Source organism: Flavobacterium sp. LMO6 (assembly GCF_009495795.1).
GTDB lineage: Bacteria > Bacteroidota > Bacteroidia > Flavobacteriales > Flavobacteriaceae > Flavobacterium.
Map to the genome: position 1 here is coordinate 75,284 of NZ_WIBH01000004.1, position 14,040 is coordinate 89,323.

The following is a 14,040-nucleotide window of genomic DNA, read 5'->3' on the forward strand; positions in this document are numbered from 1 at the left end:
TTTTAAATCTTAGGGGCATTTTTCCAATAGGCTTTCAGTTTTTCGGCATATTCTTTTGGAGTTATTTTAATATAGCTTAAAAATTGAGCTTCCGTTTTATGTCCTGTTATTTTCATAATGGTTAATGTGTCAATTTTTCCATACAAGTTAGTTGCAAAAGAACGTCTACAAATGTGCGAGCTAACTAACTCATGTTTTTTATACATTCCTGCTTTCTTTCTATAAATGATTTCCTTTTTGCCGTCTTTTTTAGTTATTATTTCGTCCATTCTCGCTCCCTCAACTTCTTCAGAAATTCCAACTTCTTCACAAACTTTTTTTATGTAGTCATTAAATTTTTGGTCACTAATCTCTCTTGGAAATTTTCCATTCCTTTTGTCAAGAATAAATTGAACTTGTTCATGGATAGGTATTATTACAGGAAAATCTGTCTTTATTGTGTTTTTTTCAATAAACCCATCTACTAAATTTTTATTTGTCAATTTTAAAAAATCAGAAATTCTTAATCCAGTTCTTAATCCAATGATGAACCAATCTCTTGCATTGTCTAGATGATCTAAGTCGAATTTATGATTGAAAATTTTATTAATTTCTTCTTCTTTAAGGTATATATCTTTTGTTTTGTTTGTTGGAGTGTAGAATTCGTTAAATTTAGCCTCTTTGTTAATTTCAATTCCTTTTTTGTCGGCATAGTTAATCATTAATTTTATGTCATCTACATAGCCTCCAATTGTATTGGGATTTAGTTTTTGTTGCTTATCGAGAAATTCAATGAAAGAGTTGTGAAATTTTAAATCAATATCACTAATTCTTAATTTTATACTCTTGAAGTCTTCAAACGATTTAATTTTACTTAAAGTAGTATTGTAATGTTGTATTGTTCTGGGTTTAATAGGGGTGTTATTTCTTGTTTTTTTTGTTTTAGATTCCTCAATAAAAGTGTTTATATAATTGGTAAAAAAAATTATATTATCAGATAATTCATTTTTGGTTTCACGATTGAAAAATTTATTAATTTTTTCTTTTAACCATTTACTATTGAAGTTAATTCCTGATTTTAAATCTTTGTTGTATTCACCAATTATGAATCTATCTAAATCTTTTAAATCCAGGTTGACTTTGTCGCTATCGAAGTCTTTTGTCGGTAAAACTTCTGATTTTGTTGAACTCCATCTTTTATTTGGAATTTTAAGATTAGTAGAGCATTCAATATCAAAGATTTTAGATTGCTTAAACCTGTAATAAATTGTATTCCATTCATTGTTTGTTTTTACTCTAAAACTTCCTGTAGCCATAATAATAATTTTTTGCTAATATAATGCAAAAACTATTCCGTTCCCCTAATGTTCCCCTAAATTTATGAATTAATAGAAATTAGCAAGAATTTTTTAAAACTTTTACATTTGATTTATATCAATAAAATATGGGTTTTTAAGCAATTATGAATGATTTTTAATTTATTAATATTGGTTCAAGGTACACCTTTTACCCGCACAAAAAGCTTTAACGTAAGTTGGAGCTTTTTTTTATGGGTTAAGATTACTGAAAAAACCTCAGTACCAGCTTGTTTTTTATGCTTTCGCGAGCATCTTGCTCGTGACCACTGTAAAATCAACATAAACTTTAAATGGTTTATTAATTTTATATTTTTGAATAGTATGAATAGAAAATAATAAATTTATATAAAAAGAGGAGTAGGAGTTAAAAATTAATTTTCAATTAGTCAATAATTTTTGTATATTTTTGTTTAAAGTCGCGAGACTTTGCGCAGCGGGTAATCATCAAGTTGTTAGAGCTTGGTATAATAAATATTATAATTCATAAGATATGAGTAAGTTAAAATTTTTTATTGGTACTAGTTTTCTTTTGATAATAATTTACACTTGTTTTCAATATTATAATTATAAAATGTATTTTGGGACAACAACAACAAACTTATCAAATGATTTATTTTATCCAGTTTTAAATTATGCAACAAAATTTAAAAATAAGGATTTAACTCTTCCTGAAAATTTAAAAAAAATGGACAATTGGATCAAAAAAAATTATGCTGGTTTTGATAAGTACAAAGAGATTCTTTCATGTGGATATTGTATCAAATATGATAAAAGAAGTAATTTTTATTTGTTTGTAATTTTTGGAGAAGATAAAAAGATAAGTGATAAAAATTTATCAATAGTAGATTTAGATAATAATGAGGTTTTTAGTATCAAGAGTCCTAATTTTATTGAATACTTATTTAATGGAAAAGATTACGATATTGTATTGTTTGGTTACAATAAACCCTGACAGCTCGGATTTTTTGGAGCTCATGCTATAGAAACCCGATCGCTCGGATATGCGCAACGATAGCGCGGATTTGTAATCCGTGCCCACAATAAAAGGTAATGTATCAAAATTAGTAACACCCGCTCTGCGAAGTGTTCTAATTAAAACTAAACATGCTGCGTAAAGTCTCCTGACTTTGAGCAATAATAAACAAAAAGCTACAGTAGAAATATTGTAGCTTTTCCATGTTTCCACACTGATCCTTTTGAATGGTAAGTATTAAAAAAGCCACTTGAATATCAAGTGGCCTTTTCTTTTAACTAACTGTAAATTTACTCTTTTAACATTTTCTTTGTTTGGCTTATGCCGTTTATATCTGTTATCTTGATTAAATACAATCCTGTTTCTAGGTTTGTGATATCAAGTTGCTGATTTGAATTTATATCATTATATGTTTTAACTAATTGTCCTGCAATGTTATAAATTTCTACTTTAGACGCATCTCGAGAAATAGCAAAACTATTTTTTGCAGGATTAGGATATAAAGCAATAGTGTTTTGAGTTGCTTCAAAATCGTTTGAAGAAAGTGTAGACGGTTGATTTCCAAAAACTCTAAATCTTCCCGAATTAACACTAATAACATCTGTTGGGTTGTTTATCACAACTGGAGCATTATTATCCATTAAATCATACCATGTCATAGGATAGGTGTAAGCATCTGTTGGAAAACTTGGATTAATAGTTAAGTTAGCTACAGAAAAATTAGCAATTACCACTACATTTCTCAATTGTGTTGTAGGAAATGAATTGTTATAAATATAAATACGTTGTCTAACATTGTTAGCATCAGGACTTATACTGTGGTCTCCCATGAAAACAGGCTCAGAAGTTTTAAGTTTAATCATTTTAGACCAGTCACTTAAAATTGAAGTTCTTCTTGCATCTGCCAACCAATTTTCTGTCCATTGTACTTGTTCTTTAGTATCTAGCTTACAATCGCCTGGAAAAAATGTACTTTCGTCATTTACTGTTCCGTTAGCACAAGTGTAAATGGATTGATTGTTTCCAAGTTCTCCAAAATGCCAAATCATTTTTGGTCCTGGCACTAAAATACTAGTAGCTCCAATTGCTCCCATTCTATTTAAGGCATTGGTTAAATTTCCATTAACTGGAAAAGCACCTGCACCATTACCATAAGTTATGGCTTCATACATCATTCTGTCTTTATCATGACTTTCAGGGTAACCAATAAGTCTTTTACCTGTAAATCCTCTACTTGTATGCGACATTCTTGAAATATTTTGTGTAGAATATCCCATTGCCAATTCTTTGTATTGAGAATACATTTCACCCCACATCATAATTCCTTTTCCTTCGCCAATTCTGTAGTTTGCCCATTGTTGTTCTTCGCCATCTGTTCCTAAATGCTCAAAAATTACATAATGATCGTTGTCTAAAGACCAACAATAATCTGCGTATTCTTTTAGTACATCTACACGGTCCGGCTGATAAGCATTAGTACAAGCATCATCTCCACCACTACAATTTTGTGTAAACCCTTTTGTCAAATCCCATCTAAAACCATCTATTTTAAATTCTTCAATCCAGTGTTTTACGGTTTGTTTTACATAATTTCTGGTTAGAGTAGACGAGTGGTTAAAATCGTCACCCACGCTATAACTATGGCGTGCAGTAGTATTGAAATATGGATTATCTATTGCAGGACCTCCCCAGCCATCGCCATCAGGATCATTCATCCACATTCTTATCATGGGGTTTCTTCCAAAAGCATGGTTAAAAGCAATGTCAAGAATAATGGCAATTCCATTTTGGTGACATAAATCAACTAATTCTTTAAATTTTTCAGGAGTACCATAAAATTTATCTAAAGCCATATGAAAAGCGGTATTGTATCCCCAACTTTCATTTCCTTCAAATTCCATTATTGGCATTAGCTGAATTGCATTTATTCCTAAATCTTTAAAATATTGAATTCTATTAATTACATCTTGGTAGTTTCTATTCGCATCAAAGTCACGAATTAATAATTCATAAACGACTAATTTATCTTTGTTTGGTTTTGTAAAATTAGTTACTTGCCAATTGTATGGAGTGGTTCCTGTTTTAAACCATGTTACTTCACGATCTTGACCTGCTGGATATGCAGGTAAACTAGGAAAAGTAGTATTTGGTATCCATTCATCATCATATGGAGATAAAACCATTGTAGAGCAAGGATCTGCAGCTTTTACTAATGAAGGTGAGTTTGCAATAGGGGTTTGATCTACTACCCAATATTGATATGTATTATCTGCACCTGGAGTTAATCCTGTAAGTTCCAACCAAAATTTATCTGAACTTGGATCTTTTTTCATAGCATAATTTGAATCAGGATTGTAGTTGTTAAAACTACCCGCCACATAAACAAAATCTTTGCCTGGAGCTTCTAAAACGAGTGTGGCCTTTGTGTTATCTGATGTATTATAGTTAATTCCATTTACTAAACCACCCGGAATAGATTGTGCTGTACTTCCAGGGTTTACAATTACAGAAAATCTTCTAGTAATTGTTGATCCTGCTAAAGTTACTTCAAGTTCATAACTTGTATTTGCTGTAATATTTGTATGGTTAAACGAATAACTTGAAGTTGAACTTGTGTTTATGCTTGTTCCGTTTGCTTTTAAATTGTAATTAGCCGTACCACCTGTATTTGTTGCTGAAATAGAAATGTTTCCTCCTGAATTGATAATAGTTGTACTATTATTAACTGGGCTAACTAAATTTACCTGAAAAGTACCTACATTGAAAATAAAATCTCCGCATGATGGAGGTAGTTTTAAAGTTTGACTTCCGTTAGCGTTTCTGAAAACCATTCCTAATTTTGTAGCATTTGCTTGTTGTGTTCCGTTTAATCCAAAATAAGTACTTGGTGTTAAAGTGATACTCCATGTACCATCGCCATTATTAGTCATTAGTCCTACACTGTCATCTTGACCCCAATTCCCAACAACGTTAAATCCAAAAGCATTAGTATCGTCACCAATACCTGCATGCATGTAAACTTTTGCAGGTGATGTTCCCATTTGATTACAAGATTGCGCAGCAGTAGAAACAGTTATTGTTATGGCATCCGTTACATTAAAACTACTAGGAGTAATAGTAACTTGTGCTTGAATGTAAAATCCAGTAAATAGTGTTATAAAATATAGTATTTGTTTTTTCATAGCTTACTAATTTTAAAAAAAGGCTGCCGGATAAAGGACAGCCTTTTTGATAAATATATTAATTATTTTATAGAGCAATTAACTCATAAGTGTATTTTCTAGGATTAGATAAATCTAGTATAACTTTATAGTTACCAGCTGCTCCGTCAAATGTTAAATCGCCACCGTCAACTAAATAACCATCAGCATTTACTGTACCTAAATCAAATCCATTGCTCCAATCATTATTTCCTCTAAATTTGAAAGCTCCAGGCACTAATGCTATACTTGCAATTTCTAATTTTTGAGTAGTTGGATTGTAAATTAAATCAGTATCAGATCCCCAACCAGTTGGAGTTGCTGCACCAATGATTCCCCAGCTTACAGGGTCTGCAGACCAAGTTCCTGCTGTAGGATTTGCTCTAACTCTGTAATAACCTACAGTTGCAGTACAATCAGACTCTCCTGTTTCTACTAATACACCAGAAAAAGTACCATCGTCTCCATAATCTGTGTTACCCCAGTTGAAATTTCCAGTTGCATCAGGAGCAACAAATTTAAAACCACCATCTAACCATACATATCCTTCATAATCTGTTTCTCCAAAAGCAGAAGCTGCAATTCTAGGAGCTGTTGGTGGATTCCAACCTTGGTGATTTCCAGGTACTGAAAGTTTAGGTAAATCTGTAGAATATGGAGTAACTAAGTAGTTAATTACGTTTGAATATTGTACTTCGCTACTTTGAGCACCAACAGATGCTTTAATTCTAATGTCAATTGATCCTTGTGTAAAAGGAGTTAATCCAACAGCCACCACAGCACTATTTAATACATCAGATGTAGTTGTTACATATGTATTTGTAGTACTTGTAATTACTAATGGTGTGTCAAAATCATCACCTGTTTTGTCAATTTCCACTTCATAAGTAATTTCTGTTGGAGTTGATCCGTAATTTGCATCTTCCCAAGATAAAGTTAACCCTGGATTTAAAGGAGTAGTTGCATCTAAAACTACTTCATCTCCAGATGTTGGTGTAAGGATTTCAAAAGATCCTTCTGGAGTTAAGAACATTAAATTTTGTTCATCTTCGCAAGATACCAAACTTGCTACTAAAGCAATTGATAAAAATGATTTTACTATATTTTTCATATTTAATTTTTTTTGATTAATAACCTGTGTTTTGAGTTAAATTAGGGTTTGAAGCTAAAGTTGCAGGATGTAAAGGGAAAACTTTCATGTGTTGAGGTAAAGCAATACCATTAACTCCGTTTCCTTTCCAAGCCCAGTTATAACTTCCACCTGTAAATTTATTAAATCTGATTAAGTCTTGTCTTCTATGGCCTTCCCAATGTAATTCTCTTGATCTTTCATCTAATATAAAGTCTAAAGTTAAGTTAGATTGAGAAATGTCTGCGCTAGTTGAACCACTATTAGCTCTTTGGCGAATTAAATTTATATATGTTGTTGCTTGAGATAAAGTAGCAGTTGACGCTCCTCTTACAGCACATTCTGCATACATTAAATAAACATCTGCAAATCTAAATAAAGGGAAATCAGTATCTGCAAATGTTGAGTTTGAGCCTGCAATTCCTGTTGAAGTTTTGTTAGAATATTTAAAAAGAATATATCCTTGATCACGATCGGTTACATTAGTTATTTCTATATTTCTAGAACCTGAAATAATATTATTTCTTTGATCATTATTAAATTCAGAACCATTAAACTTTTCAACAAATTGTTTTCTCAATCTTAAAGCTCCTCCCCAGCCTTGAATTCCCATATCAGCTCCATTTTGCTCAAGAGAGCCTACTTGTCCATTAATCATTACAGTTGTAGGACCATAGTTTTGAGTTCTAACCCCGTCTGATTGAATTGCAAATATTAATTCTGGTGAAATATGATTATCTGCTGTAAAGTTGTTTTTATAATTTGAATTTAAAATATAACCTGCATTTATTAGTTCTGTACATTGTGTTGCACATTCGTCATATTTAGCAGTTCCAATATATACTTCAGCGTTAAGATATATTTTTGCCAATAACATTCTAGCAAAACCTTGATCTAATCTTCCATATTCATTAGTTCTAGCTGTTTTTAAATTTGGTAAAATGTCTACTAATTCACTTTCAATGAAATTAAACAATTGCGTTCTATTATATTCAGGACCTGCAACACCTACAGCATCATTTTCTGTGTTAAATGCCGCTTTTCCAAAGAAATCCATCAAATGATAGTAAGCCAAAGCACGTAATGCTCTTGCTTCTTCTCTATAGTATGCTATTTCCGCTTGTTCTGTTGCGCTAATCCCTCTTGAATTTAATTTGTCTGGAGTTGATTGTCTTAAAAATTCATTAGCTAATGCTACTTGAAGCATCGCACGGCTAAACATTCCTCTGAAAAACGGATTTGATGCATCCCAAATATTTCTTTGTAATTCACGAACTCCAATATCATTACCGCCTTCATATGACCAAATAGCCTCATCTGTAGTTAAGTTATTTAAATACCAAACAACACGTCCGTATTGACTAAATCCTGGGTCTATTCCTCCTAAGTTTGAAGAAGTGGCACCATTAGTGCTTGTAAGAGAAAGATTTCCATAAATACCTGCTATTGCATTAGTATATGCTCCAGGTTGAGAGTAAAACGCTTCCTCATCTAGTCTCAGAGGATCGTTTGGGTCAACTTCTAAATCACTCGTACATGAGTTAAAACTCAACGAAATGAATAAAAGAGTTAAGATTTGACTTATTTTTTTCATATTCACAATTTTTTTAAAATTTGACATTAGCTCCAAATAAAATTTGTCTTTGTCTTGGGTATATAGTTTGGTCATTTCCACCAGAGAATTCAGGATCTAAGCCAGAATATTTTGTTATAATAAAAGGATTTTGAACACCAGTAAATACTCTTAATGAAGCTTTGCCTTCTAACCATTTAGGAAATGTATATCCAAAGGTAGCATAATCCATTCTTAAGAAAGAGCCGTTTTCCACGAATAAATCAGATAATACTTGACCAACGCCTGGAGTTTGGAAATTATAATCAAGTACAGATGAAGGAAGGTTTTGTAATTCTCCATTCAAAATTTGGTTATAATAAGAAGAACGAGATTTAACAACATTTAATATTCTATTTCCAAAACTTGCTCTTAAGTTAAAACCTAAATCAAATTTTTTGTAATTAAAGGTTGTTGAAAATCCTAAAATTAAATCTGGATCAACATTTTTATAGATATATCTATCACTATTATTTACAATACCATCTCCATTTAAATCTGCAAATGCACCTTCAATTGGCATTCCATTTGAATTGTATAATTGTTTAAATACATAAAATGAATTAGGTGTATATCCTTCTTGCATAATTTGTGATTCTGTTCCTACGCCAATATTTCCTACGAAGATTGGCACACCTCCAGCAATTTCATCAATTCTTCTTTCAAATTTAGAAGCATTAAAGTTTACACTCCAATTTAAATTTTCTTGTTTTAAAACATCATAATTAATGTTTAATTCAAAACCTTTAACACTCATGCTTCCAATATTTTGAGGCCCTTCGTTAGTAAAATTACTACCATCTGCAAAAGGCGCAACTTGGAATAAATCATTTGATACTTTATAAAAGAAGTCTAAGCTACCATTTAAACGATTGTCTTTAATTCCAAAATCAATCCCTGCATTATAGGTTGTTGTCTCTTCCCACTTAAGATTTGGATTAAAACCTCCGGGTTGTGCAACGTTGTAATAATTACTATCAAATGCATATTGTGAATTTTGATCTCCCAAGAAGTATTGTGGTAAATAAAATAATCCCGCACCAATATCTTGTTGCCCTGTAATACCCCATCCAGCTCTTAGTTTTAATTCGCTAATGGTTTTGTTATCTTTAAGAAAATCTTCGTTTACTTTCCATGCTAAAGATGCTGCAGGGAAATTTCCCCATCTGTTCGCGTCAGAAAATCTAGATGTCCCATCTCTTCTATAGCTTAAAGTTAACAAATATTTATTTTTAAAGCTGAAGTTTGTTCTTCCAAAGAAACCAACATATACAATATCGTCACTCACAAAATATTGAGGAACGTCATCAGCGTTGTTTTGATTTCTACTTGTATATCCATTTCCTTCAAAAATTTGGTAAGAATAACCACCAGTAATATCAAATGTTAAATCATTTATAGTTTTGTTATAAACTAAATAGGCGTCTAATAATTTATTTGTACTAACGCCATCAGAATAGCTATTATTTCCAATTAAGACATTTTGTCTCACAGGAGAAGTTCTTGCAGTTGCTGGAGTGAAATTTTTACTATATCCTTCATCTCTATCTAAACCTAAATTTGTAACTAAACGAAGTTCAGGTAAAAAATGAAATTTATAATCAACTTCAAAATTACCAAAAAGTTTTCTATTTACACTTCTATTATTAGTTTGTAATAATTGAGCTACAGGATTTGCCGTTGCAATTGTAGCAAAATCATTAATTGAAGGTCCGTTTCTAAATTCAAAGAAACCATCAAAAGGAGATGTTGGATCATAAACTGGTTGCGTTGGATCCATTGCAATTGCGCCACCTTCAACCCCTGGTGCATTTCTTCTTTGAGTATTGGTGTAATTTAAAGATAATTTTGCTTTTAAATGGTTGTTGAAGAATGAAGGATTTAAGTTTAACGATACATTATTACGATTCATATAGTCAGTTAATCTTAAACCTTCTTGGTAAGTATTTCCAATAGTCAACCTTGTTGGTAAAAATCCTAAGAAGTTTCCTCTAAGACTAAGGTTGTTATCAATATAATCAGTACGTCTGTAAATTTCTTCTTGCCAATCTGTGTTAGCATCACCCATTTTATTTCTGATGCCTTGATTAAAAGCAGAATCAGTTATTCCTGGGCCTACAGGATATAGATTATTTACAACTTGTCTAAATTGATCGGCAGAAAGTACGTCAATTTTGTTAACTTTTTGGCCAGTACCGTATTGAACATTATAATCAACTTGTAGTTCTTTTGATCCTTTTTTAGTAGTTATGATAATAACTCCATTAGACGCTCTTGTACCATAAATTGCGGTTGCAGAAGCATCTTTTAAAATAGTGAAACTTTCAACATCACTTGGATTTAAAGTAGCTAAAACTCTAGAATCCATTGGTAAACCATCTAGTACAACAAGAGGGTCATTGTTTGCTAAAAGAGAAGAACCTCCTCTAATTCTAATTGTCGGAACAGAACCCGGAGATCCGCCATTACTGTTAATAGTAACTCCGGCAACTTTACCTGTTAATAAATTGTCTACAGTAACATTTGCACCTTTGTTAAAGTCTTTTGAACTAATTGTACTAACAGAACCAGTAGCATCTTTCTTTTTAACGGTTCCATAACCAATAACTACAACATCTTTTAATTCTTTAGAATCTTCTTCTAAAGTAATTGTAATATTGTTTTGATTGTTAAATGTGATTTTTTGGTCTTTATAACCAATGTAAGAGATAGTAATTACATCTCCTTTTTTAATGTTAGAAATTGTAAATTTCCCATCAAAATCAGTAGTAGCGCCATTTTTAGTGCCTTCTACTATAATATTGGCTCCAGGTAAAGGACTTGAATTAGCCCCATCCAACACAGTTCCGTTTAAAGTACTTTGTGCAAGTATACCTAATGGCAATATTAATAAGAAAAATAACAGCTTTTTTTGCAGTGTTTTCATACAAATTGTTTAGATTAGATTGTTTTTAATAGCTTATATATTCACTTCTAATGTTAAATTTATGTAAAAATTACATATAAAAAAACTCAACATTACGAAAACCCTTGCGAAAACGTTTTCGTGTTGAAAACTTTATTGTTTTACTAGGGTTTTCCTCAAAAAATTACGATACTTAAAAAAAAAATGGTACTTTTAAAACATATTAATATTTTGCATTTTTCATAATGAGAAAAAAAGTAACACTTAAGCAAATTGCCAAAGAATTAGATGTCTCTATTTCAACAGTTTCTAAATCATTGAGAGATAGTCATGAAATTAGCGAAGACACTCGTTTAAAAGTGCAAGCATTTGCTAAACTCTACAATTATAAACCTAATAATATTGCCTTAAGTTTAAAGAATAAGAAAACTAAGACAATTGGAATCATTATTCCCGAAATAGTACATCATTTTTTTGCTACCGTAATTAGCGGAATAGAACAAGTAGCAAATGAAAATGGCTATAACGTAATCGTATGTCTTTCAGATGAATCATTTGATAAAGAAGTCATAAACATGGAGCTTTTGGCTAACGGAAGTACAGACGGATTTATTATGTCGCTTTCTAAAGAAACACAGCAAAAAAAAGATTTTCATCATATTCAAGAAATTATAAGTCAAGGTATGCCAGTGGTCATGTTTGACAGGGTTACAAATGATGTTTTTTGCGACAAAGTTATAATTGACGATCAAGAAGCAGCCTTTAATGCAGTTCAGTTTTTTATAGATAGCGGATTTAAAAAAATTGGTTTAATAACAACCGTAGACTATGTAAGTGTTGGAAAATTAAGAACCGATGGTTACAAAAAAGCGTTACTTTCTAATGGTATTTCTGTTAATGAAGATTTAATAGTTAAAATTGAAGATATTGATAATTGTTCTGTTAAAATTGAAAACCTTATCAAAAATATAAAGTGCGATGCCATTTTTGCAGTTAACGAATTGTTTGCCGTAACAGCTATTAAAATTGCAACAAAAAATAATTTAAAAGTTCCTGATGATATTTCTGTAATTGGATTTACTGATGGAATTATTTCTCAATTTTCAACTCCTAGTATTTCAACGGTTAGTCAGAATGGTATAAAAATGGGAAGAAAATCGGCTCAAATGTTAATCGATAGATTAGAACTTGAAGACGAAGAAGACGAACATTATAAAACGGAATTAATTGATACAAATCTCATTTTTAGAGAATCTACGATAACGAAATAGTAAGACATAAATAACTGATTAATAGTTTTTTAAGTATTTTATAATTGCACTAAAACGTTTGAAATTAAAAAAAATTACTTGTTTTATTAAAAAAAATATCTTTAAATTTACAACATCAAAGCTTATACGTTCACTTCTAAAAAAACATAAGTTTTGATAAGCATAGCGCTTATCGTTTAATTAATTAAATTACGATAATGGAAAAGCGTAAATTAAGTTTCTGGGAAATTTGGAACATGAGTTTCGGTTTCTTAGGAATACAATTTGGATTTGCCTTACAAGGTGGATTCATGTCTCGAATTTTTCAAACTCTTGGTGCCGAAGTAGATGATATTCCCGGTTTGTGGATTGCCGCACCTTTAACAGGACTTGTGGTTCAACCCATAATCGGATATTTATCTGATAATACTTGGAGTCCAAAATTTGGAAGAAGAAAACCTTATTTCCTTATCGGAGCAATTTTAGCTTCAATCACTTTATTTATTATGCCACATTCTCCAGCATTATGGATTGCTGCAGGATTATTATGGGTTTTGGATTCTTCTATTAACATTAGTATGGAACCTTTCCGTGCATTGGTAGCAGATAAACTTCCAGAATCTCAACGTTCTAATGGCTTTGTGGTTCAAACATTAATTATTGGAATTGGAACATGGGTTGCTAGTAATTTACCTTGGTTAGTAAATAAATTAGGCGTTTCAAACGAAGCATCAGCTGGAGTTGTACCTTCTTCTGTTGTAGTTGCATTTTCAATTGGTGCTTTTGTATTTATTACAAGTATTGTTTACACCTTAATGACAACTAAAGAAGATCCGCCAGAAAATTTAGAAGAATTTCTATCTGAAAAAAAGAAGTCCAGATTTATTCCCGACTTATTTGAAAGCTTGAAAGAAATGCCTTCAACAATGAAAAAACTTGGCTTAATTCAATTTTTTAGTTGGTTTGCTTTTTTTACCATGTGGAGTTTATCTATGCCTGCTTTAACAGAACATGTTTTTCATGCAGCAAAACCAGATGTAAAAGAATATGCGCAATTAAATACTGAAGGCGAAGTTGTTAAAAACGACAAAAAAGAAGCTGTTTTTTTAAATATTGAAAAAGAACAAGCCTATAAAAGTAAAGACAAAGTATACAACGATGCGGCTGACTTAGTGGGTTCTTCAACAGGTGTGTATGGGTTGTCTTCAATGGCTTTTGCATTGTTGTTGTCTTTTTACACCATGAAAAATAAAATAAACAGAAAATACATTCACATGGCTTCTTTAATTTTAGGAGGCTTAGGTTTTATTTATATGTTTTATGCAACTCCGTCAACTTTAATGTATTCTTTTATATTAATAGGTTTTTCATGGGGTAGTATTCTTTCCATGCCTTATGCTATGTTATCAAGTTCTGTAAACCCTAAAAAAATGGGTATGATGATGGGTTTATTTAATATGTTTATCGTTATCCCTCAAATTATTGCAGCGCTTGGAGGAATTAATTTCTTGTATAAATTAATTGGTCATGAGCACATAAATGCTATGCTTTTGGCAGGAATTTCATTAATAATTGCAGGGTTATGTAATTTATTCATTACCGATAAAAACGCAATTTCAGGTTAAAATAAAAAA

General features: G+C 31.3%; 8 protein-coding genes. 3 read left to right on the plus strand and 5 right to left on the minus strand.

Annotation, left to right across the window (positions count from 1 at the left end):
* Positions 1 to 2: 2 nt before the first annotated feature.
* Entirely contained in the window at positions 3 to 1,295 is a 1,293-nt protein-coding gene (locus GFJ99_RS05440) for a site-specific integrase (protein ID WP_153207861.1), read from the minus strand.
* Positions 1,296 to 1,827: 532 nt separating this feature from the next.
* Between GFJ99_RS05440 and GFJ99_RS05445 the strand changes: the two genes are divergently transcribed.
* Positions 1,828 to 2,289 (plus strand): hypothetical protein, encoded by a 462-nt coding sequence (locus tag GFJ99_RS05445; protein WP_153207862.1) that lies wholly within the window; start codon positions 1,828 to 1,830, stop codon positions 2,287 to 2,289.
* 311 nt (positions 2,290 to 2,600) lie between these two features.
* On the opposite strand, the gene GFJ99_RS05450 is transcribed toward GFJ99_RS05445, so the two are convergent.
* The 4 genes from GFJ99_RS05450 to GFJ99_RS05465 form a co-directional block, all read right to left on the minus strand.
* A complete protein-coding gene (locus GFJ99_RS05450) occupies positions 2,601 to 5,492 on the minus strand; it encodes an alpha-amylase family glycosyl hydrolase (protein ID WP_153207863.1) in 2,892 nt (963 codons plus the stop codon).
* 67 nt (positions 5,493 to 5,559) lie between these two features.
* On the minus strand, positions 5,560 to 6,621 hold the full coding sequence (locus GFJ99_RS05455; RefSeq protein WP_153207864.1) for a SusE domain-containing protein: 1,062 nt from the start codon (positions 6,619 to 6,621) through the stop codon (positions 5,560 to 5,562).
* Between the two features lie 16 nt (positions 6,622 to 6,637).
* Entirely contained in the window at positions 6,638 to 8,233 is a 1,596-nt protein-coding gene (locus tag GFJ99_RS05460) for a RagB/SusD family nutrient uptake outer membrane protein (protein WP_238990084.1), read from the minus strand.
* Positions 8,234 to 8,246: 13 nt separating this feature from the next.
* Complete coding sequence (locus GFJ99_RS05465) at positions 8,247 to 11,177, minus strand: TonB-dependent receptor (RefSeq protein WP_008254881.1); 2,931 nt, start codon at positions 11,175 to 11,177, stop codon at positions 8,247 to 8,249.
* A gap of 224 nt (positions 11,178 to 11,401) precedes the next feature.
* On the opposite strand from GFJ99_RS05465, the gene GFJ99_RS05470 reads away from it, so the two are divergent.
* Both GFJ99_RS05470 and GFJ99_RS05475 read left to right on the plus strand, forming a co-directional pair.
* Complete coding sequence (locus GFJ99_RS05470) at positions 11,402 to 12,427, plus strand: LacI family DNA-binding transcriptional regulator (protein WP_153207866.1); 1,026 nt, start codon at positions 11,402 to 11,404, stop codon at positions 12,425 to 12,427.
* A 197-nt stretch (positions 12,428 to 12,624) separates the two neighbouring features.
* On the plus strand, positions 12,625 to 14,031 hold the full coding sequence (locus GFJ99_RS05475) for an MFS transporter (protein ID WP_153207867.1): 1,407 nt from the start codon (positions 12,625 to 12,627) through the stop codon (positions 14,029 to 14,031).
* Positions 14,032 to 14,040: the final 9 nt, after the last annotated feature.